This is a genomic window from Acinetobacter sp. YH12064 (genome assembly GCF_013419735.1).
In the GTDB taxonomy this organism is placed as follows: Bacteria; Pseudomonadota; Gammaproteobacteria; order Pseudomonadales; family Moraxellaceae; genus Acinetobacter; species Acinetobacter amyesii.
In genome coordinates this window covers 87,495-106,476 of record NZ_VOZP01000011.1, presented here as the reverse complement: position 1 = coordinate 106,476, position 18,982 = coordinate 87,495, and the positions used below count along the sequence as shown (strand labels likewise).

The following is an 18,982-nucleotide window of genomic DNA, read 5'->3' as shown; positions in this document are numbered from 1 at the left end:
ATTACCAATAATATTTTAAGGATTTAGCCCAACTTGTTTCAGGATAATCCCGTTTGATTTGATCAAACCATTGTTTGCGTACAGAATTACTCACATCTTTGTCTTGGCATTCATTATTACCACTTGGTGCATAACATTGAATAGCGCGATAGAGCGCATAGGCGGTTAATTCAGATTTGGTTCCAGTTTTAATAATATTTTTATATACATCACCGCGTGCAAAATATCGACCTTTAAAACTTTGTGGCGAATCATCTGACTGATAGCTGAGATCGACCATGCTGTAGGCTTGTGAACTACGCGCATACTCACCTAAACACAATTGCAGGCTCAGGTCTTTCGGATTTGCTTGTAATTGCTTGGTCAATGTCGCTAAGTCAGGGCATTTGATTGAATTGCTGACAGTAATGCCTTTCCATAAGAAATTGGCAAATGGTGGTTGATAGCGATATTTCTCCGCAGTATTTTGCTCACTATTAAACTGGGCTGCATTAGTTGGTAATTCAGTATAGGCTTGATTGAATAAATCAAAATTTTGATAAGCCAGTGATTTGTTCAGTAAGGTATAAAGTGCTACATTTTTTTGATCCTGAGTCGCTGCATTATTTTTCACAACACTCACTAAGCTTTGTTCATTTGCAACTTCAACTAAATATAGTTGCTGCAAAAAAGCTTGTTTAATTTTTGCTGAGGGACCGATAAATTGTGCTGTATTTTGCTGCTGAGCATAGTAACGATACAGCATAAGTTCAGCCAAACCACGTTGTTCAGCTGTTTTGCTAATGGAAAGTAGATTTTCCCAATATTGCTGCGTTGTTTGATTTTGTCCACTTGCTTCCAAAATGCGACCTTTCAACATGACTTGGCTCAATTGAAGGTAGCTGCCTATGTTATTCGGCATTTGTTGGGGAAGGTATTTCAAGGCTTCTTGTGCTTTGTTTTGCACATAAAATAAGTGGTTCGCCTGCAAATACTGGAACAGTTCTGGCGCGTCTTTAAAATAATTTTTTTGTGCGTTTAATTCAGCCCAGGAAATGACAATATCATCGGAGCTTTGTATTTTCCGCATGTGCATCAGATCATAGATAGTAAGGAAAAACGGATCTTTCAAATTTTTGACATTCAGACGCTTACTTTGAAATACATGACGATCTAATTCATAGGGTAGATTGGGCAGCTCTAAGTTATAAACGCTGGATTTAGGATTATTGATTTGCCATACGTATTCATAAATCAGCAAATCATGTTTTCCACTGAGCCAAAATCCACGTCTTAATAAACCGCGTGCACTTGCGGCATATTGACCTTGGGGATAGAGCTTAAAGTACTGGGTGATATTATTGAAAAAATTGGTTAATAAACTTTGGTTAAGTTTGTCATGATCTAAATCGCCATATTCACCTAAACCACTTTGATAAGTCTCATTTAAAGCACTTCGAATCAACATGTATTGTGATGTTTCTTTCAGCCAAGGTTGATCCACTTTAGTTAATACTGAATAAATCTTAGTCGCTGTGGAAAAGTTAGCATTGTAAAACGAAATTGTGGCGTTTAAATACGATGCATATTGGCGTGCAGATACTGACCAATTGGGATTTACGCTTAGCAAAGTTAGTTCATTGTCGCAATCATTAATTTTTTGACGTTCGCTAATCAGGGTGTTTTTTTCACTACTTGAAAGCTTACTGTCTTTTTTGACTTGTTCAATAAAGGCTTGTGCGCCATTTTGAATGCTGTTGCAATGTTCGTTAAAACTTAGATCAGGTGTTTTTAAAGGTTTACGCGCATTCGGCAGTTTATTGCTGCTAGTGCTCATGATACTGGAAACTTCAAATGGAACTTTGCTGTAGCTAGTTCGCCAAAGTGTGGATTTATCTTCATGAATATTAAATTTGGCAATACCTAAATCGCTAAGCAACAGCAGCATGTTGGTTTGATTGTCATTTGCTGGTGTGAGCGCAGGGAGTTCATCGCATGCGGTATAAGCATTGGTTTGAATAAGTGTCGACGGTTCACAATAAATATCCATGCCTGCATGACTTTGCATACTAAAGAAAATACCGAATGGAATACTTGATGTGAAAAGGGCAGAGTGAATAAATTTTTTTTGATATGACATAAGGCACAGTTAATTATAGTTGTGTGTGCAATGGTATCAAGTTGGGCTTAGGGTTTGAAGCTATTCATAAATAAAAAAGATAGAGTAAAACTCTATCTCTTTTAAAAAAATACAATTGGCTTTAGAGGAGCAGTGGAAGTAAAACTAAAAATTAAACTAATCACTGTGATCAATTTGACTGAAAACATGAAATATTGTTTTGCCCAAATTTGATCATCTTCAGCTTTGAATCCTTGAATGGTTAAATAAATCCAATAGAGACTTAAGGCATTCAGGACAATCATATAAATCCAATTTGCATAACCAAAAAAGAATAAACCATTCATGGTCATGCAGAACAAAAACACATAAACCAAAGACTCAACTTTGGTACGGTGAATTGAACGAGCTACAGGTAAAATTGGAATTCCTGCATTTTTGTAGTCATCAAATCGGTAAACTGCAATTCCCCAAGAATGAGGCATTTGCCAAAATGCATAACCAATAAAAATCAGTAATGCACCTAAATCAAACTGGTTTGCAACAGCCGTATACCCGATTACAGGTGGCGCTGCGCCAGAAAGACTGCCGATAATGGTTTGATGGATTGTTGTTCGTTTTGTCCATAAGCTATAAAAAACAACGTATACGACAAAACCAATAACAGCAAAAAGAAAAGCGTAAGCATTTACCCAGAACCATAAAATGCTAAAACCAATTACACCTAAAACTAAAGCAAAAACTAAAGCAACAGGAATCGAGATTGATTTTTTAACCATCGCACGATTTTGTGTGCGTTGCATTTTTGAGTCGATGTCTTGGTCAATAACGTTATTGACAACACATCCAGAAGCGACCACAAAGAGGGTGCCTAAGAGGGTAAGAAGCAACAGAAGGAAATCTACAGAACCTTGGGCAGCTACAAAGTAGCCACCCAAAGCGGTAACAAAGTTACCAAAGAGAATTCCTGGTTTAGTCAGGAATAAATACTTTTTCAGCATGACGACCAGTTTAGATCATCATGTTGAAGTGAAGGTAGTTCATAATCCACACAGAACCTACTAAAAGGATAGCAATTGTGAGGATTGTATAAACAAATGCAATCACGTTCCAGCGTTGCTCTGAAGAAGAGTTCATATGCAGGAAGTAAACTAACTGAATAAGAACCTGAGCAACCGCAGTAATCGCGATTACGGCAACCAATAGACCACGGCTAAAACCACCTGCCATTACCATACCGAATGGAATTACGGTAAGTAGAACAGAAAGGATAAAACCGATTGTATATTGTTTAACGTTACCGTGAGCTGCACCAGCAGAGTTATGATCGTGACTCATTAGATAACTCCCATCAAGTAAACAACGCTGAATACACAGATCCAAACGATGTCAAGGAAGTGCCAGAACAAGCTTAGGCAAGCAAGACGACGAGTGTTTGGAAGTGTCAAACCATATTTCTTGATTTGGAACATCAACACAAGCATCCATACCAAACCAGAAGTTACGTGAATACCGTGCGTACCAACTAAAGTAAAGAACGCAGATAAAAACGCACTTGTGCTTGGGCCATGACCAGCATGAACTAAATGATTGAACTCATAAAGTTCCATGCCAATGAAGGCTGCACCAAATACCCAAGTAACTGCTAACCAAGTTAAAACTTGACCAACATTTTTCTTGTATGCTGCAAGAACAGCAAAACCAAAAGTTACAGAAGAGATAAGAAGGGCGAAAGTTTCAGTTAAAACGAAACCTAAAGATTCACCAAACAGCTCTTGTGCACTTGGCGTACCCACTGGAACGTGGCTACTTAATACAGCGAACGCGATGAAGAGTGTCCCGAAAAGAACCAAGTCACTCATCAAGTAAGTCCAGAAACCAAAGACAGTGATGTCAGTATCATCGTGATGATGATGTTCGTCATGTCCGTGGTTGTCGTGATGAAGTACTTCAGCCATTGTCTTAGTCCTTCTTCAAATGTTTTTCAAGAAGCGCGTAGCGTTCATTTTCAATACGTTCAACTTCTGCAGCTGGAACATAGTAGTCAACTTTCTTAGTGAAAGAAGAAACGATGAAGCTGATAATTGAAGCAATGAAAGTTACAACGACTAACCACCAGATATGCCAGATTAATGCGAAGCCCATAACTGTAATAAACATTGCAATTACGAAACCTGCCGCACGGTTTGTAGGCATATGGATGTCTTCGTATGTAGTTGGCTTAGCGTAAGCAACACCATTTTCTTTGTCAGTCCAGAAAGTATCAATACCATTGATCTTTGGAAGATAAGCAAAGTTATAGAATGGTGAAGGAGATGAAGTAGCCCACTCAAGAGTACGACCATCCCAGATATCGCCAGTAACGTCCATGTTGTCTTTGCGTTGAAGGAAACCAACAACGATTTGCATAACAAAACAGAAGATACCGATAGCAACCAATACAGAACCAAATAAAGCGATCGCTAAGTACGGATCCCATTCAGGGTTGTCATATGTATTCAAACGACGAGTCATACCCATGAAACCAAGGATATAAAGTGGCATGAATGCAAAGTAGAAACCGAAGAACCAGAACCAGAACGCTGCTTTACCCCAAGTTTCATTCAGTTTCCAACCAAACATTTTTGGCCAGTAGAAAATGATACCCGCGAACATCGCGAACACTACACCACCAATAATTACGTTATGGAAGTGAGCGATAAGGAATAAAGAGTTGTGTACTAAGAAGTCCGCTGGTGGAACTGCCATTAATACGCCTGTTAAACCACCAATACCGAAAGTCACAAGGAAGCCAAGTGTCCAAAGCATTGGAGTTGTATAGGTGATGCGGCCCTTGTACATGGTGAATAACCAAGAGAAGATTTTCACACCAGTAGGGATCGCAATGATCATGGTCATGATACCGAAGAACGCGTTAACGTTGGCACCAGCACCCATTGTAAAGAAGTGGTGAACCCAAACAACCAGTGAAAGAACACCAATTGCTACAGTTGCGTACACCATAGATTTGTAGCCGAACAACGCTTTGCGTGAGAACACAGCAGTAACTTCTGAGTAAATACCAAAAGCTGGTAATACCAAGATGTAAACTTCCGGGTGACCCCAAGTCCAAATCAAGTTTACATACAACATTGGGCTACCACCCATGTCATTTGTAAAGAAATGGAAGCCGAAGTAACGGTCAAGTGAAAGCATTGCAATAGTCGCAGTTAAAACTGGGAATGTTGCAACGATAAGCACTACAGTAACTAATGCAGTCCAAGTGAAAATAGGCATGTCCATAAGTTTCATGCCAGGCGCACGCATTTTGATGATGGTAACGAAGAAGTTAACACCAGTAAGAAGCGTACCTAAACCAGAAACCTGAAGTGCCCAGATATAGTAGTCTACACCTACGCCTGGAGAGTATTCGATGCCAGAAAGTGGAGGGTAAGCCATCCAACCTGTTGCAGCGAATTCACCAATTGCAAGAGAAGCCATCATCAAGCCCGCAGCGCCGGCGAATAACCAGAAGCTAAGAGAGTTTAATAATGGAAATGCTACGTCACGTGCACCAATTTGAAGTGGTACAGCAACGTTCATTAAACCAACAACTAGACCCATTGCTACGAAGAAGATCATGATTACGCCATGGGCAGTAAAGATCTGGTCATAGTGTTCTGGGTGTAAGTAACCTTCACCGCCACCTTTTGCAAGGAACAGTTGAAGACGCATCATAATCGCATCGGCAAAACCACGCACAAGCATGACAATTGACACGAGGATATACATGATACCAATTTTTTTATGGTCTACAGATGTGAACCATTCGTTCCACAAGTAGCCCCATTTTTTAAAGTAGGTGATACCAGCAACAATTGCGATACCGCCAAGGATCATCATTGCAACAGTAACCAACACGATTGGGTCGTGTGGAATTGCATCTGGTCCTAACTTACCTAATAAGCTCATGTCTTATTCCCCTGCAACAGTCGCATGTTCAACGCCTGCATGAGCTTCAGAAGCAGCAGCTTCGTGTCCAACAGTAGCTGTATGATCAGCACCGTGGTAGTTGCTCATGTATTTGTTAATCACTGATTCGAACAATTTAGGTTCAACTGAAGAATAGTAAGTCACTGGGTGTGGCTTAGTAGGGTAAGGCTTCATTGCTTCAGCTAGAGCCTTCTCTTCAGGAGTAGTTGCTTTGGCAACTAAAACTTCGATCTGGTGTTTAGAACGGTTGCCGTCACGTAAGGTTGCAAATTCAGCTTGGTCTAAAACAGTTTTTTGAACCGCTTCAGGATTAACTGAAGAACCATTACCAGCTTTAACAGCAGAAACCCATTCAGCAAACTGAGCATCAGTCACAGCATGTGCACGGAAGCGCATTTGTGAGAAGCCATAACCTGAATAGTTAGAAGAGAAACCACGGAAGCCTTCAGCAGGACTAGTTTCATCAGCTAATAAGTTCAAGTGAGTTTGCATACCTGCCATAGCATAAATCTGACCACCTAACGCCGGAATGAAAAATGAGTTCATTGTGAAGTTAGATGTTAAACGAAGGCTTACAGGAGTTTTCTCAGGGAAGCGGATCTCGTTTACAGTCGCGATGCCTTGTTCAGGGTAGATGAAGATCCATTTAAATTGTTCAGCAATAACTTGAACAGTTAAAGGAGCTTTATCTGACTCGAGTGGACGGTAAGGGTCATACTTGTGGGAACCCCACCAAGTTAACCAAGCTAAAATAGCGATAATAATTACGGGAATACCCCAAACTACAACTTCAATTGCAGTCGAGTGTGCCCAAGTAGGTGCATAGTCTGCATCTTTATTTGACGCGCGATATTTCCAACCAAACCAAAGAGCCATAAGTGCTGATGGAATAACTACCAACAACATTAGGTAGATCGCAGTAAGCATGAGGTTTGACTGACCTTCAGCAACTGGACCTTTTGAGTTTAGAAGTACCATATCACCACCACACCCAGTTAAGAGTGCAGCGATCGCAGATAAAGACAATACAGCTAAAATTGTTTGTCTCATTTTACAACCTCGGTGAAGAGTCCCATTCCCTAATTTTTAAAATTGGGATAGCGAATAAAGTGTCGCATGATTGTGATTTTTCAGATATGAAAAAAAGTTCACAATGATGTGACACCGCTACGTTGTAGGGCATTATGCCTGATATCGGCAAACTAAGCTATACATAAAGATGCTTTAAATGACTGTATTAAAACCCTATTTTGTTGGTCGGGATTGTGTTTTTTTTATCTGAATTTTATTTTAATTTCAATGTAATGCACAAAAAAGGGATGAGAAATTCATCCCTCAATAAAAGTGAAAGTTATTGGTTTATTACCTTGGTTTTTGCTAACTTGTCATGCAAAGTTTGACGCTTTTTGCCGAAAATAAAAACGGAATCAATGATTGCGCTTAAAGGCATCGATAAAAAGTTCAGAAAAATAAATAAAACACTACGTAAAGTGAAGCCACGCATGAGGTTTACAGGTTGGCTGGTTTCGGCATCTACGATTTTAATTTTGGTGATTTTTTTACCAATACTTTGACCAGATTTAGCAATCAAATACGCTTGAATGAAAAGCATAATGAAGAGGTAAGCAAACATTGCAATCCAAGCTTGGTTGGGAAACATCTCAACCATTTGTGTTTGTAGTGCTTGTAAAACATTAGGGTCAGCATTTGGGGTCATCACAGCTTGCATAAACTGTTCATTTAGATTGGCAAATTGTGTCTTTTCACTTGGATTAAAAAATGCCGTTAAGATAAAAGTTGCCGGTATCCAAAGCAGTAAATCAACGATCTTAGCCAAAACACGTTTAGGAATACTTGCTAGGCTAGTTTGCAATTGTACAGCCTGAGGTTGTGTGTAGGTATTTGATGGCGTAGTTGTAGTTTGATTTGATTCGAATGCTGTCGGTGCTATATAACCTGCAGGCATATAAACCAACTGACCTTGAGTGAGTTCACCCAAAGCTTTCCATTCGGTCATACCTTGGTGCCAAACCAAGTCCGTGAGTAACACTTGTTGGCTCGCGAGCATTTGGTTAAGTTGTTCTAAGGTATAGGGACCAGCTTGTTGGTTATTTCGTGCCAAGTAAATCTGCATAAAACTAAAATCTCAAAAAACGTCTGTAAAAGTATAAATAAAAAAAAAGACCCACATGTGGGTCTTTTTTTAACACAGTTTATTAAGCTTGTTGAGCTTTTTCTTCAGAAAGGAAGAACCAAGTGTCTAATACTGAGTCTGGGTTAAGCGAAACAGACTCAATGCCTTGTTCCATTAACCATTTAGCTAGGTCAGGGTGATCTGAAGGGCCTTGACCACAAATACCTACGTATTTGCCAGCTTTACGACAAGCATGGATTGCCATAGAAAGAAGTGCTTTAACGGCTGGATCACGTTCATCAAATAGGTGAGAAACGATACCAGAGTCACGGTCTAGACCGAGTGTTAATTGAGTTAAGTCGTTTGAACCGATAGAGAAACCGTCGAAGTGTTCAAGGAACTGTTCAGCCAATAATGCGTTAGTTGGAAGTTCACACATCATGATCACTTTAAGACCGTTTTCACCACGTTTAAGACCGTTAAGCGCTAACAATTCAATAACACGTTTCGCTTCAGCAACAGTACGTACGAAAGGAATCATGATTTGAATGTTAGTTAAGCCCATTTCGTCACGTGCTTTTTTCAGTGCGCGGCATTCAAGTTCGAAGCAGTCACGGAAATTGTCAGACACATAACGGCTTGCACCACGGAAGCCAAGCATTGGGTTTTCTTCTTCAGGTTCGTATAACTTACCACCGATTAAGTTTGCATATTCGTTTGACTTAAAGTCAGACATACGAACAATCACTGGTTTGTCAGCAAACGCTGCAGCAAGTGTAGAAATACCTTCAACTAGTTTTTCAACATAGAATTCGATAGGAGATGCATAACCCGCAGTACGTGACATTACAGCAGCACGAGTTTCACGTGGTAGGCTGTCAATATTAAGCAATGCTTTAGGATGTACGCCGATCATACGGTTGATGATGAACTCAAGACGAGCAAGACCAACACCTTCGTTAGGAATTTGAGCAAAGTCAAATGCGCGGTCAGGGTTACCTACGTTCATCATAATTTTGAACGGAAGTTTAGGCATAGATTCGATAGAATTACGTTGGATTTCAAAGTCCAAAGCACCTTCGTAAATAAAGCCTGTGTCACCTTCAGCACAAGAAACAGTCACTTCTTGACCGTCAGTCAATACTTCAGTCGCATTACCACAACCTACGATTGCAGGAACACCAAGCTCACGTGCAATAATCGCAGCGTGACAAGTACGGCCACCACGGTTAGTGACAATCGCAGCTGCACGTTTCATTACTGGTTCCCAATCTGGGTCAGTCATGTCAGATACAAGTACGTCGCCGTCTTGAACTTTGTCCATTTCTTTGATTGAAGTCACAATACGAACGCGACCAGAACCAATGCGTTGACCGATTGAACGGCCTTCACAAATCACATTACCTTTTTGCTTAAGCAGGTAACGCTCCATTGTGCCTACGTTTTGGCGGCTCTTCACAGTTTCAGGACGTGCTTGAACGATATAGATTTGGCCATCATCGCCATCTTTCGCCCATTCGATGTCCATTGCTGAACCGTAATGGTTTTCAATGATCAATGCTTGTTTAGCAAGTTCTTGAAGTTCGTGGTCATTTAAAGCGAATTGTTGACGATCTGCTTTTTCAACGTCTACAACAACCACTGATTTACCAGCAGCGCCTTCTTCACCATAAATCATTTTTTGGTGTTTAGAACCAAGGTTACGACGTAATACAGCGTGTTTGCCTGCATTTAAAAGTGGTTTAGATACATAGAATTCGTCAGGGTTTACAGCACCTTGTACAACCATTTCACCCAAGCCGTAAGAAGCTGTGATGAAAACTGCGTCGCGGAAACCAGATTCTGTATCTAGTGTAAACATTACACCAGCTGCACCTGTTTCAGAGCGAACCATACGTTGAACACCAGCAGATAACGCAACAACGTCATGTGCGAAGTTTTGGTGTACACGGTAAGAAATTGCGCGGTCGTTATAAAGTGAAGCAAATACTTCTTTAATCGCAATAAGGACGTTGTCGATACCACGGATGTTCAAGAAAGTTTCTTGTTGGCCAGCAAATGAAGCATCTGGTAAGTCTTCTGCTGTTGCAGATGAGCGAACGGCAACCGCGATATCAGGGTTGCCGTTTGAAAGAGCTGTGAAAGCCTCACGAATTTCTTTTTCAAGTTCAGCAGTAAGCGGAGTGTCTACAATCCATTGACGGATTTTTGCACCGGTTTCAGCAAGTGCATTTACATCGTCAACATTGAGTGCAGCAAGTTCAGCGTTAATTTTAGCGTTTAGGCCACTTTGCTCGAGGAATTCACGATATGCTTGAGCTGTAGTAGCAAAACCACCAGGAACAGATACACCAGCATTTGCTAGATGGCTGATCATTTCACCTAATGATGAGTTTTTACCACCCACGAGTTCTACGTCGTGTTTCCCTAATTTTTCTAGACCAATTACGCGCGCTTCCAAAGTTGTTACTCCACTTTTGCAGTATTAATCACTATCTTGGCATGAAATTATAACAAATTACTTAGCATTCTAAATTTACTAAGTGACAGTCATGTAAGATGGTTTACTATAAAGATTATATAGCACTAAGACAAATTTTGGAGGAGAATTTTAATGTCAGAAGGTAAACAGATTCAGCGTAGTGTTTTCTTTGTTTCGGATGGTACCGCGATTACCGCAGAAACACTTGGACACTCACTGTTAGCCCAGTTCCCTCATGTAGATTTTGACATTCATATTATTCCATATATTACCTCTGAAGAAGCAGCTACAAATGTGGTTGCAGAGATCAATCTTAGAGCGCAGCAAGACGGTCAAAAGCCTTTGGTGTTTGATACCCTTGTAGACCCGTATGTACGTGACATTATTAATACTGCAAATGCGATAAATCTTGATGTTTTTGAAGGGCTTATTAGTAAATTGTCGGACGAGTTGGGTACAGCTCCTACGACTTTAGTCGGTCAAACCCATGCAGTTACAGATTCTGAGTCTTATAAAGCACGTATTGATGCGGTGCATTTTGCTTTAGATAACGATGATGGGGCACGTACTCGTCATTATGATAAAGCAGATTTGATTTTAATTGGAGTATCACGTTCGGGTAAAACACCAACTTCAATCTATCTCTCTTTGCAATTTGGTATTCGTGTAGCTAATTATCCTTTGACAGAAGAAGATTTGGATGACAACCGTTTACCTGCAGTTTTACGTGAGCACAAACATAAGTTGTTTGGCTTGATGATTGATGCAGAGCGCCTTGTAGCAATTCGTTCAGAGCGTAAGGCCAATAGTCGTTATGCAAGTTTTAGTCAGTGCCAAATGGAACTACGTGCGATTGAAGGTATTTATATTTCTGAAGGAATTAAATACTTAAACGTGTCAGAAATGTCGATTGAAGAAATTTCAACACGTGTTTTACAAATGACCGGACTGAAGCGTCGCATTGGTTAAGTGTAAATTGAGCCACTTTGGTGGCTCTTCTGATGATAATAAATTACTGTATAAATTATATAAAAATAGTATTAATTTCTGGTTTGTCATACTTTTAATGAATGATAAATATTTAAGATATTGATGAAAATTTTCCTCAATATTTAGACTTAAATTTTAAGCAATTTTTGCATTCATTTGTGTACCAGTTCGATGAATTTCTTTGGCTGAAAATTTATAAAATATGGCCAAATTGACAGCACAAATCTTTTATAAAAATCCGTGTTTTGCTGTATTTTTATCTATGAATTAAGCCTGAATAATCCACTTGATATGAGTTGTATAAATACAAGATTTAGCTAATATGGTTTAATATTTAATCAATTTTTCAAAAATACTGATTTAAATGCTAAAAAAATAGGCAGAAAATAGAATAAAAAATAATCAAACAGTTGCTTTTGGATACTAAATATAAAGAAATGGCACCATTTATTTAATTGATGTGGGCGAAAAATAGTCAAATTAATAACATTCAGGCTCTAAACTCCGATATAAATTGATATTTAAACTGGATTTCAATCTGTTATTTTCCTATTAAATATAGATAACAATATAGGTAAATATCGGTTGAACATAAGCATCAATATAAATTTTTCAACTTACAGTTAAGGAGTAAATAGAGCTGTGTAAAAAAATAAGCACTGAAAAAATTATTGGTTTGAAATAAAGTTTTCATGAAGAATTGATCATAATTATTCCAAAATTACACCTCTATAAACTCGCTCTATCTGCAGGTGTAGTGCTGATGCATGATTTAAGTCTGAGAGCTGAAAAAGCATGTAGCACGATTAAAGCTATTTTCATTTATGGATTTTTAAGAATCCTTAGCCTTATCGAATGAAAGTATCCAATATAGTAGGGGAGTTACCAAAAGCCGCCAGAGATGGCTTTTGGTGTTGTGAGTTTTGATCAATCGGATAAATTATAGTAAATGTTATGTGAAAATCATTTCATTGTAATTACTTTTCTTCAGGCTGGTTAGATTCGCTGCGCACAATGACATCACACTCAAACGTATGCTCATCTAAAGCCGTGATTGAATTACTCTGAATTTTTGCAATTGGCCAAGTATTTAAGATGCAATTTGGCTGCTGTAATGCTGCATAATAATGATCAGATTTTAGGAAGGTTTTGTTTTGAATTGCGGTATTTGGACTGAGTAAATGTCTTAACCAATGGTTCGGCACTTGATCTTCTAAAAAGCGAATCGCCAAAATACTCTTAATACGATTGCTAAATAAACGTCGATTTTTTGCAATCAGTGGGTGCTGGATTAATTTATTCAGTAGACGTTCGGTGCGTGGTAAAACAAATTGCGGTTTGATTTGATAGACCATGATGTTATCTGCAACCTGACATAGATGATGTAATTCAGAGACCACATGCTGATCTATCCCAATAATGGCGATTTTTTGATTCTTAAAATCATAATCTTTGATCTGTTCTGAACCGATGATCGTTCCACGAAAGTGTTCAAAATCCTCTAGATGATTATTAAAAATATGGTGGGTTGCATCCTGCTTGTTGGCCATATTTATTCCTTATCTTTTGTTTTTTTAGTTGAGTCTTAGATAAGAATATATTCTGTGATGAGCCACTTGGCGTAAAGCGTTATTTCAGTCTGAAGAGTCATGCAATTTGTGTAGAATTGATTTGCTTGGCCCTTGTCATTTATACATTTCTAGGAGTGAACTGATTTTTTTATGCGTTGTAGTTCATTAACCGCTCAAGCAGATCGATAAAACAATGAGCGACCTGCATGAACAGCTTTTGAGATCTATAAATTTTGTGAGTTTTAAAGTGGTTCATCATCTGATGAGTTATAGTCAAGCTGACTCGTGGTTGAATGTTTAAGTTCGGGTTGGTCGGTATGTGTACGTAAATAGTCCATATCACGAATATTTTTTTGTACAGCAACTGCACCAAACAGACTCATTAGGAAAGCCATCATGTAAAAACCTTTTTCACTTAATGCCAGTTCAGCATTCCATAGACCAATGGCAAGAAGTACGAGGCAAATAATGACGGATGCCCAGCACAGTCCAAAGTAGATTGCAGTGACATGCATTCCTTCTAAACGGTCACGAATGATTTTTTGTAGTGAAACCGATGAAAATAATCCATAAAGCAATAAAATGAGATAAAAGCCTTTTTCATTCAACATCATATTTGCATTGAATAAACCTATGCAAAACACCACAGCGCCTAAGATCAGTGCACACCAACTTGCTGCGATAAATGCGGGTGTGGGTTTATTAATATATTGGCTCATCTGCTTATTTTTCTCTTTGTTTTGCTTATGTTTAATATTTATACAGCAATAAAAATGAGTAAAGCAATTATTTCGTTGAGGCAATGATGGTTTTTAAGTACAGGTTTGGTCGTTGTTAGCCGAAACCATATTATCTGTTGACTGCTATCCGTCTAAAGAGCCACAAAAGACGCAATCACAATTCTACCTTTAGACGGATTAAACGCTTGGATTAGATCATTAAGTTTAGAGTCTTAAGCGAGATCATTTTTGATTTGCATTAAACGCTCGAAGTTTTCAATGCGCTTATCGGTATCGTAAATGTCGCAGGTGAAAATAAATTCATCAACGTCATATTTAGTGAGTAGGTTTTCTAAACCTGCTCGAACGGTTGTATTTGAACCGACTTGTCCCATAGCGTAGAAATTATCAACAGACATTTTTTCTGCAGTAGACCATAAGCCTTGCATACTGTCGACTGGAGCCTTGAGTTTTAAACTTTGACCGCGCATTAAACCTAAAACGCGTTGATAAGCACTCGTTGCCAGATATTCTGCTTCTTCATTAGTTTCGGCGACAACCGTTGGTACGCCCATAGAAACATAAGGTTGATCTAAATATTCGGATGCTTGGAAATTCTCACGATAGAGCTGAATCGCTTGTCCAAGCATGCGTGGTGCGAAATGAGAAGCAAAAGAATAGGGTAGACCTAAACGTGCAGCGAGTTGTGCACTGAATAAACTTGAACCTAGCAGCCATACGGGAACATGTGTATTTTGTCCCGGTGTGGCAATGATGCGCTGCTGTGGCTCAGGTGCTTTAAAGTATTGCAATATCTCAAGAACATCTTGTGGAAATTGATCTTCGGTTTCCTGACGGCCACGGCGTAATGCGCGCATGGTGGTTTGGTCAGTACCTGGTGCCCGACCTAAGCCGAGTTCAATGCGGCCAGGATATAGCGTTTCAAGTGTGCCAAATTGTTCAGCGACAACTAAAGGCGCATGGTTGGGCAACATAATCCCGCCTGAACCGAGCTTGATGGATTGTGTATTTGCTAAGAGATAACCGAGTAAAACCGCAGTTGCAGAACTTGCTATGCCGTCCATATTATGGTGTTCAGCTAACCATAGACGCTCATAGCCAAGTTGTTCCGCTTTTTGTGCTAACTGGAGTGCATGTTTGAGTGAAAATTCGATGGTTTTATCATCTCGAACAGGTGCGAGTTCAAGTATTGAAAATTTTGTATCGGCTAGAGTACGCATGTTTTCTCTCAGAGATCTTTATATCGAAATAATACGATATAAAAAGCTGAATGTATATCGAATAAATTCGATATGGTGTGGGGCGGTGTAAAAAGACAACTTTAGATATATCTAAACTTTTTTTATATACAAAAAAAGCACCCGAAGGTGCTGATTTTTTTCCATTGAAATATATCGATTAACGTTTACCGTTTTTGTACCAACCTAAGTGACGACCATTGTCTCCACGGTAGCCTCGGTCGTTGTAGCTATAATTATTGGTACGATAGCCACGGTTGTTATAACGACGGTCATAGCGATCATCATAACGACCATTATAACGGTCATCATAGCGACGGTCTTCAGACACTTTTTTACCTAGTGCAGAACCACCGGCTGAACCAAGTGCAGCACCGATATAACCACCGTTTGTGCCGCCCATGTTTTTACCTACGGTATAACCACCTGCGCCACCAAGTGCACCACCGATGATGGCACCATTACGGTCACGTTTGTTTGCCGATGCTGCTGCACCTGCACCGCCACCAATTGCTGAACCAATCATTGCGCCAGTTTGGCCGCCAACTTGGTTACCGATTGCTGCACCAACAACACCACCTAAAGCAGATGTTAATGCAGTATTGGTGCTATTACCTGCATGTGTTGCAGTCATAGTAAGTGCTGAAGCGGCAATTGCTGCACTGAATAGAATTTTATTAATTTTCATTTTTAAACTCCTTACGAAGCATGATGTTTATCTGTTGATATCAATATATGAAAACACATAGCGAATATTTGGAGCGTGATGTGAAATAAAATACGTGTTCCGTTGCTGCAATGTAAATTTTGCACTTTATTTCTACATGATTGATGACTTGGTTGGAGGGAAGGCAAATCTAAATATTTATCAGGAGCAATAAATAAAGTTGTATTTATCATTTGAAAAAAGGCGATACATAAAAAAGCACCCGAAGGTGCTATTTTCACTATTCAATAAGGACTCACTAATTTTTGAATTAGTGACGACGACGGTAACGTTTTTTGTATTTACGTTCTTGGTGTTTGTCGTAAGCTTTATCTTTAGAGATTTTATTACCTAGAGCAGCACCACCAGCAGCACCTAGTGCAGAGCCGATGTAACCACCGTTTGTACCGCCCATGCTTTTACCAACAGTATAACCTGTACCACCACCTAAAGCACCGCCGATAGCAGATTCTGTACGGTTGCGTTTATTACTTGCTACCGCAGCACCACCAGCACCACCAAGAGCGGCACCAATTGTAGCGCCGGCATTACCGCCCATGTTTTTACCAATTGCAGTACCTGCAACACTACCTAATGCACTAGCTGCAGCAACGCGTGTTGTACTATCTGCATTTGCAGACACAGTGAACATAGAAGCAGTTGCTAGAGTGGCTGTCATTAAAAGAGTATTCAGTTTCATAGTTCACTCCATGTCCTTCATAAACGCGAGGACTTTTCTTAATCATTTCGATGGCAGTAAATGTAACAAAACTATTCGCTATAAATATGGAGAGCTTTCTCTTTATTTGGTGACTTGAGTGTCTAGTTTGTATAAGTTTTATTAATATTGTGAAAAAAATGGTCGAATGCAGAAAATCTGTACGACTTTGTGGAGAAAGGTAGGAGTGATGAAGTTCACACTTTGATATTTAGGTCATTGATAGGCCAAAAAACAATATATATGTCATTTCAGACCCATTATCGGTACACTAGCGCCATTATTTTGAATTTTGGCATATCCGTGAAAGTTTAGCGGTAGAGCCTGTGTATTGAGATTTTTTGAAAAATGAAAGAATCGTTACGTTTACGATTAGATCAGCTCTCTGACCGTCACGAAGAATTAAATGCATTACTCGCAGATGTAGAAGTTATTTCAGACAACAAACGTTTCCGTCAGTTGTCACGTGAGCATAGTGATTTATCTGAAATCACTGAAGTTTGGAAAAAATACCGTCAAGCTGAAGAAGATATTGAGACTGCTGAAGTAATGATGACGGATCCAGATTTTAAAGAGATGGCCGTTGAGGAAATCAAAGAAAATAAAGCTTTGATCGGTCAGCTTGAAGCAGACTTAAATATTCTGATGATTCCAAAAGATCCGAATGATGCGAACTCTGCTTATTTAGAAATTCGTGCCGGAACAGGTGGTGATGAAGCTGCAATTTTCTCTGGTGACTTGTATCGAATGTACAGTAAATATGCTGAATCACAAGGTTGGCGTATTGAAGTGCTGTCTGAAAATGACGGCGAACATGGCGGTTATAAAGAAGTGATTTGCCTCATCAATGGTGAAGGCGTATATGGTCGTTTGAAATTTGAAAGTGGTGCACATCGTGTACAGCGTGTTCCTGCAACAGAGTCACAAGGTCGTGTTCATACTTCGGCATGTACTGTTGCGATTTTGCCGGAAATTGATGTAGACACCAGTGTTGAAATTAATCCTTCAGAATTACGTATTGATACCTATCGTGCATCTGGTGCGGGTGGTCAGCACATTAACAAAACTGACTCTGCTGTACGTATTACCCATATTCCAACGGGTACAGTTGTAGAATGTCAGGACGAACGTTCACAACATAAAAACAAAGCCAAAGCGATGGCGCTGTTGGTTTCTCGTTTAGAAAATGCCAAACGTGCGGCGGCAGATGCCGCGACGTCTGAAATGCGACGTGACTTGGTGGGTTCTGGTGACCGTTCTGAGCGTATTCGTACCTATAACTATCCACAAGGTCGTATGACTGATCATCGTATTAACCTAACACTGTATAAGTTGGATGCAGTGATGGAAGGTGATTTGACTGAATTGCTAGATAGTTTGCATCGTGAATATCAAGCCGATCAGTTGGCGTTATTAGCACAGCAGAATGGTGGCTAATGAATATTGCACAGGCTTTGGCCTATCGTGGTGAACCTGAGAGTTATGAACGTCAGGAAAATGCGTGGTTGTTAGAGCATATCACCAAGATTGATTCTTTTGATTTAATCATGAAAAAGGATCAAGAATTGACGGCAGAACAAGAACAACTGTATGTCGACAGTCTTACTCGTATTGCTGCGGGTGAGCCTTTGGCTTATGTCACAGGTTCTCAGCCATTTTGGACGCTAGACTTAAAAGTGACTAAAGATACTTTGGTGCCACGTCCTGATACGGAAGTACTTGTTGAAACTGTACTGCGTTTAGAACTTCCTGAAGATGCTCGTGTGGTCGATTTAGGAACAGGAACTGGTGCTGTAGCGTTATCATTAGCCAGTGAACGTCCAGATTGGTCAATTGTGGCTTCAGATATTTACGAACCTACATTGGAAGTCGCTGAGTTTAATGCCAAAAAGCATGATCTTGAACATGTGCAGTTTGTCTTAGGTTCTTGGTTGAAACCCTTTGGTCGTGCTTTCTTTGATGTAATTGTGTCAAATCCGCCGTATATCGATGCTGATGATGTACACATGAAGGATTTGGCGACAGAGCCTGAACGTGCTTTGGTTGCAGACAATCATGGACTTGCAGATATTGAGCAAATCATTCTTCAAGCTAAAAAACATTTGACCGTGAATGGTTGGGTGGTGCTCGAACATGGTTATGACCAAGGGGAAGCAGTCAGACATTTGTTCTTACAAGCTGGGTATCGAAATGTTCGGACTGTAAAAGATTATGGTGGCAATGACCGTGTCAGTTTAGGCCAGTGGCAACACTGATTTGGTGTTAGAGAAATAGTCAAAAATAAAGCGCATTGAATGCGCTTTATTTTATTTTTTTTTCAATTCACATGTGAA

Annotated in this window: 16 protein-coding genes; 3 read left to right on the top strand and 13 right to left on the bottom strand. The window is 39.6% G+C overall.

From position 1 onward, the window contains the following. Position 1: 1 nt before the first annotated feature. The 8 genes from FTU13_RS11875 to ppsA form a co-directional block, all read right to left on the bottom strand. Positions 2-2,119, bottom strand: a complete 2,118-nt coding sequence (locus tag FTU13_RS11875) for a hypothetical protein (protein WP_180127128.1) — start codon at positions 2,117-2,119, stop codon at positions 2-4. Positions 2,120-2,220: 101 nt separating this feature from the next. Then, the gene (gene cyoE / locus FTU13_RS11870; RefSeq protein ID WP_180127126.1) at positions 2,221-3,099 is read right to left on the bottom strand and encodes a heme o synthase; all 879 of its coding nucleotides are present in this window, start codon (positions 3,097-3,099) and stop codon (positions 2,221-2,223) included. A 10-nt stretch (positions 3,100-3,109) separates the two neighbouring features. Next, positions 3,110-3,436: a cytochrome o ubiquinol oxidase subunit IV gene (locus FTU13_RS11865; RefSeq protein ID WP_078188582.1), complete on the bottom strand. Its 327-nt coding sequence runs from the start codon at positions 3,434-3,436 to the stop codon at positions 3,110-3,112. After that, entirely contained in the window at positions 3,436-4,056 is a 621-nt protein-coding gene (gene cyoC / locus FTU13_RS11860) for a cytochrome o ubiquinol oxidase subunit III (RefSeq protein ID WP_078188581.1), read from the bottom strand. Before cyoC ends, FTU13_RS11865 begins: the two co-directional genes overlap by 1 nt. A gap of 4 nt (positions 4,057-4,060) precedes the next feature. Further along, the gene (gene cyoB / locus FTU13_RS11855; protein ID WP_078193968.1) at positions 4,061-6,049 is read right to left on the bottom strand and encodes a cytochrome o ubiquinol oxidase subunit I; all 1,989 of its coding nucleotides are present in this window, start codon (positions 6,047-6,049) and stop codon (positions 4,061-4,063) included. A gap of 3 nt (positions 6,050-6,052) precedes the next feature. Continuing rightward, positions 6,053-7,120 carry a ubiquinol oxidase subunit II gene (gene cyoA / locus FTU13_RS11850; RefSeq protein WP_078193967.1) on the bottom strand — a complete coding sequence of 356 codons (1,068 nt, stop codon included), beginning with the start codon at positions 7,118-7,120 and terminating at the stop codon, positions 6,053-6,055. A 301-nt stretch (positions 7,121-7,421) separates the two neighbouring features. Continuing rightward, positions 7,422-8,204: an RDD family protein gene (locus FTU13_RS11845; RefSeq protein ID WP_078193966.1), complete on the bottom strand. Its 783-nt coding sequence runs from the start codon at positions 8,202-8,204 to the stop codon at positions 7,422-7,424. An 82-nt stretch (positions 8,205-8,286) separates the two neighbouring features. Then, positions 8,287-10,665 carry a phosphoenolpyruvate synthase gene (ppsA, locus tag FTU13_RS11840; RefSeq protein WP_078193965.1) on the bottom strand — a complete coding sequence of 793 codons (2,379 nt, stop codon included), beginning with the start codon at positions 10,663-10,665 and terminating at the stop codon, positions 8,287-8,289. Positions 10,666-10,818: 153 nt separating this feature from the next. On the opposite strand from ppsA, the gene FTU13_RS11835 reads away from it, so the two are divergent. Then, complete coding sequence (locus FTU13_RS11835) at positions 10,819-11,655, top strand: pyruvate, water dikinase regulatory protein (protein ID WP_078193964.1); 837 nt, start codon at positions 10,819-10,821, stop codon at positions 11,653-11,655. 998 nt (positions 11,656-12,653) lie between these two features. Here FTU13_RS11835 and FTU13_RS11830 read toward each other — a convergent pair. From FTU13_RS11830 to FTU13_RS11810, 5 genes are all read right to left on the bottom strand, one after another. Further along, positions 12,654-13,226: a flavoprotein gene (locus FTU13_RS11830; RefSeq protein ID WP_180127124.1), complete on the bottom strand. Its 573-nt coding sequence runs from the start codon at positions 13,224-13,226 to the stop codon at positions 12,654-12,656. Positions 13,227-13,489: 263 nt separating this feature from the next. Beyond that, positions 13,490-13,966 (bottom strand): inner membrane protein YiaA, encoded by a 477-nt coding sequence (gene yiaA / locus FTU13_RS11825; RefSeq protein WP_180007913.1) that lies wholly within the window; start codon positions 13,964-13,966, stop codon positions 13,490-13,492. A gap of 233 nt (positions 13,967-14,199) precedes the next feature. Further along, positions 14,200-15,207 carry an LLM class flavin-dependent oxidoreductase gene (locus FTU13_RS11820; protein ID WP_180127122.1) on the bottom strand — a complete coding sequence of 336 codons (1,008 nt, stop codon included), beginning with the start codon at positions 15,205-15,207 and terminating at the stop codon, positions 14,200-14,202. A 178-nt stretch (positions 15,208-15,385) separates the two neighbouring features. Beyond that, positions 15,386-15,913: a hypothetical protein gene (locus FTU13_RS11815; protein ID WP_168377731.1), complete on the bottom strand. Its 528-nt coding sequence runs from the start codon at positions 15,911-15,913 to the stop codon at positions 15,386-15,388. A 289-nt stretch (positions 15,914-16,202) separates the two neighbouring features. Further along, a complete protein-coding gene (locus FTU13_RS11810) occupies positions 16,203-16,631 on the bottom strand; it encodes a glycine zipper domain-containing protein (protein ID WP_180127120.1) in 429 nt (142 codons plus the stop codon). Between the two features lie 366 nt (positions 16,632-16,997). On the opposite strand from FTU13_RS11810, the gene prfA reads away from it, so the two are divergent. Both prfA and prmC read left to right on the top strand, forming a co-directional pair. Further along, the gene (prfA, locus tag FTU13_RS11805) at positions 16,998-18,086 is read left to right on the top strand and encodes a peptide chain release factor 1 (RefSeq protein ID WP_078188570.1); all 1,089 of its coding nucleotides are present in this window, start codon (positions 16,998-17,000) and stop codon (positions 18,084-18,086) included. Continuing rightward, positions 18,086-18,904: a peptide chain release factor N(5)-glutamine methyltransferase gene (gene prmC / locus FTU13_RS11800; RefSeq protein ID WP_180127118.1), complete on the top strand. Its 819-nt coding sequence runs from the start codon at positions 18,086-18,088 to the stop codon at positions 18,902-18,904. The genes prfA and prmC overlap by 1 nt, the downstream gene beginning before the upstream one ends. The last annotated feature ends 78 nt before the right edge of the window (positions 18,905-18,982 follow it).

Coding starts and splice junctions, on each gene's coding strand:
- cyoB (WP_078193968.1), bottom strand. CDS start 6,049: ATGAGCTTATTAGGTAAGTTAGGACCAGATGCAATTCCACACGACCCA.
- FTU13_RS11810 (WP_180127120.1), bottom strand. CDS start 16,631: ATGAAACTGAATACTCTTTTAATGACAGCCACTCTAGCAACTGCTTCT.
- FTU13_RS11820 (WP_180127122.1), bottom strand. CDS start 15,207: ATGCGTACTCTAGCCGATACAAAATTTTCAATACTTGAACTCGCACCT.
- FTU13_RS11845 (WP_078193966.1), bottom strand. CDS start 8,204: ATGCAGATTTACTTGGCACGAAATAACCAACAAGCTGGTCCCTATACC.
- FTU13_RS11835 (WP_078193964.1), top strand. CDS start 10,819: ATGTCAGAAGGTAAACAGATTCAGCGTAGTGTTTTCTTTGTTTCGGAT.
- FTU13_RS11830 (WP_180127124.1), bottom strand. CDS start 13,226: ATGGCCAACAAGCAGGATGCAACCCACCATATTTTTAATAATCATCTA.
- cyoE (WP_180127126.1), bottom strand. CDS start 3,099: ATGCTGAAAAAGTATTTATTCCTGACTAAACCAGGAATTCTCTTTGGT.
- prmC (WP_180127118.1), top strand. CDS start 18,086: ATGAATATTGCACAGGCTTTGGCCTATCGTGGTGAACCTGAGAGTTAT.
- prfA (WP_078188570.1), top strand. CDS start 16,998: ATGAAAGAATCGTTACGTTTACGATTAGATCAGCTCTCTGACCGTCAC.
- yiaA (WP_180007913.1), bottom strand. CDS start 13,966: ATGAGCCAATATATTAATAAACCCACACCCGCATTTATCGCAGCAAGT.
- FTU13_RS11815 (WP_168377731.1), bottom strand. CDS start 15,913: ATGAAAATTAATAAAATTCTATTCAGTGCAGCAATTGCCGCTTCAGCA.
- FTU13_RS11875 (WP_180127128.1), bottom strand. CDS start 2,119: ATGTCATATCAAAAAAAATTTATTCACTCTGCCCTTTTCACATCAAGT.
- cyoC (WP_078188581.1), bottom strand. CDS start 4,056: ATGGCTGAAGTACTTCATCACGACAACCACGGACATGACGAACATCAT.
- FTU13_RS11865 (WP_078188582.1), bottom strand. CDS start 3,436: ATGAGTCACGATCATAACTCTGCTGGTGCAGCTCACGGTAACGTTAAA.
- cyoA (WP_078193967.1), bottom strand. CDS start 7,120: ATGAGACAAACAATTTTAGCTGTATTGTCTTTATCTGCGATCGCTGCA.